Source organism: Caballeronia sp., from assembly GCF_049581465.1.
Taxonomy (GTDB): domain Bacteria; phylum Pseudomonadota; class Gammaproteobacteria; order Burkholderiales; family Burkholderiaceae; genus Caballeronia.
Window position 1 is genome coordinate 1 of the sequence record NZ_JBAUSA010001209.1, and the last position, 2537, is coordinate 2537.

Genomic DNA, 2537 nt, shown 5'->3' on the forward strand with positions numbered 1-2537 from the left:
GCACCGCGGCCGCGCCCAGCGGGTCTTCCGGCAACCACGACGCGTCGCCGTAGCGTTTCGCCAGATACACGAGAATCGCATTCGAATCGAACAGCACCGTGTCACCGTCTTCGATTGTCGGCACCTGTCCGAACGGATTGAGTTTCAGGTATTCCGGGCGACGGTTGTCGCCGGCTTTCATGTCCAGCTCGATGACTTCGAAAGGCAGGTCAAGCAACGTCAGGAACAACTTGATGCGGTGCCCGTGTCCGGAGAGCAAGGTCGTGTGAAGGCGGATCGGCTGAGTGGGTTTGACGGCGGGCATCAGTAAGTTCCTCGGATGAAAAGACCAGCAACTGGCAAGGATGAAAGGGTACAGGACGGCGCCGAAGGCGGGAAGGCTGCTAAGCTGGAAAACATAATCAATCGAGGATGGACAATCGACCAGATCCAGAGCTCCTTGAAGGCGCGATAGCTGGACTAGCCGGTCAAGTGCATTTATGGATCGAAGGGTCGATGAAAAGGTAGACGGGAGCGTCCATTGAGGGATCGAACCACGGGGTCGCCCCCCGTACCCGCCTCAGGGCAGACGGGCGATCAATTGATGATGCGCTGTCACGCCGATCGCACCTCGCTCAGTACCGTGGTCTGCGTTGTCGGAATGGTATACGACGAGCACGGCATTCGCATGGTTCATCTGAGCCGGCGCAATCATCGAGACGGTTCCCGATCCTTCGGAATCGGCCGCAAATGAATTTCCGGTTCCTGTGCCGTCGACCGGCGTAAATCCGACGGGCTTCTGATCAAAGTGATTCTCGAACACGCTGAACTGCCCGCCGGGCTTCAGGCCATGCAGGACCACCGTCACGTCTTCACGGCCGTCCGCGCGCGGCACCAATGTCACGCTGCCGCGAGCCTGCAGCCACTGCTCCAGTGTCATGCCCAAAGGCAAACCCTCTGCGCTGTATATTTCGCTCCTCGCGGGATCATCAGCGTGTGCGTTACGCACACCGGCTATATGCTCGATACCCTGCCAATGGCGCTCCGCCGGCGCGCTTTCGTCGCGTACAAAAACCTGTGGATCGATCACTGTCGGTGATGCTACTTCCCTGGAAAAATAGGCGGCATGTGTTTCGAATGACAACATGACAGCCGGGCGAGCCTGTGCGTGCGCGAGGCCCGACTGCAAGAGAACAGCGCCGATAAGTATGTCGGTCAGTCGCATATTGGTTTAGTACACCGGAAAAATTGTGTCGACGCGGCACGCGCGCGTGATGATAGAAAAACAATCGGACATGCTAATCGGCGACAGCTCAGATAATTCCAGAAGAATACCTGTACGTTCTGAGTGGCAGTGTATCCAGGACAAGTAGTCCGCCAATTGTGTGGCGGACTACTTCTGACACCAGGGGCTTACTCTCGCTGACCCTCCATAGTATCTAGTGCACCGTCGAAATAATCTTCAACTGCGTGAACTCCTCGAGCCCCTCCTGGCCAAGTTGCAAACCGATGCCGGATTGCTTTGTACCGCCAAGCGGGATATCGAAACTGACATTCATGTGACAGTTGATCCACACCGTGCCTGTGTCGACTCGCTGAGCGATCTCGAATGCCCGCTTCGTGTCCTTAGCCCAAATTGTGCCGGCGAGTCCGTACTCCGTGTCGTTCACCCGTTCAATGAGTTCGTCAATGTCGTCGTACACCAGCACCGGCATGACCGGCCCGAATTGCTCCTCTCTTACCAATCGCGCATCGTCCGGCAAATCTCGCACAATCGTCGGCGCGATGAAGTACCCCGGCCCGTCGGGAAACGTTCCGCCGGCAATGATCTTTCCGTGTTGCCGCGAATCCTCGATCAGGTCTTTCACACGCTGATACTGGCGCCGGTTCTGAAGCGGCCCAAATTGCGTCGAAGGCTCCATCCCGCTGCCGACAACGGCCTGCTCCGCAAGCGTAGCAAACGCGTCGCACAGGCGATCATAGATTACACGCGGCGCATATACGCGTTTCGCCGCAAGACAGACCTGCCCACTGTTCATCATTGCCGCCGCGAAAATCTTCGGCGCGACTTCGTCGATGTCTACGCCGTCTAGAACGATTGCAGCGTCGTTGCCGCCGAGTTCAAGTGTGACGCGCTTGAGCGTACTCGACGCGCTTTGGAGAACGTTAATACCGGTGCGGGTTGAGCCTGTGAACGACACCTTTGCAACGTCCGGATGCAGCGTCAGTTTGGCGCCGAGATCGTTGTTATCGGTGACAACGTTCAGCACGCCCGCGGGCAACACAGACAATGCGAGTTCTCCGAGCAATAGCGTCGTAAGCGGGGTGGTCGGTGCCGGTTTGGCCACGACTGTGTTGCCGGTTAGCAGGGCCGGCGCGATTTTGAATACAAGAAGCATTATCGGGTAATTCCACGGCACAATAGCCGCGACAACACCAAGCGGCGCACGCGTCTGAGCCACATGTTCTGTGTCGCTGTCGCGTAGGGTCTTGTTAGGCAGACCTTGAGTCGCGGTGAAGCGCAAAAAAGCGATTGATACGCCAATTTCCTCGTGAGC

Annotated in this window: 3 protein-coding genes; all 3 read right to left on the minus strand. The window is 57.4% G+C overall.

Going from position 1 to position 2537, the window contains the following annotated elements; all coding sequences use genetic code 11:
• Positions 1-304: glutathione S-transferase family protein (locus WCA53_RS29595; RefSeq protein WP_423919625.1), on the minus strand; the 304-nt coding region annotated here is incomplete at its 3' end.
• A 255-nt stretch (positions 305-559) separates the two neighbouring features.
• Entirely contained in the window at positions 560-1204 is a 645-nt protein-coding gene (locus WCA53_RS29600) for a hypothetical protein (RefSeq protein ID WP_423919628.1), read from the minus strand.
• Positions 1205-1418: 214 nt separating this feature from the next.
• Positions 1419-2537 (minus strand): aldehyde dehydrogenase family protein (locus WCA53_RS29605; RefSeq protein ID WP_423919631.1); only part of this gene is annotated, 1119 nt, incomplete at its 5' end.

Coding starts and splice junctions, on each gene's coding strand:
- WCA53_RS29600 (WP_423919628.1), bottom strand. CDS start 1,204: ATGCGACTGACCGACATACTTATCGGCGCTGTTCTCTTGCAGTCGGGC.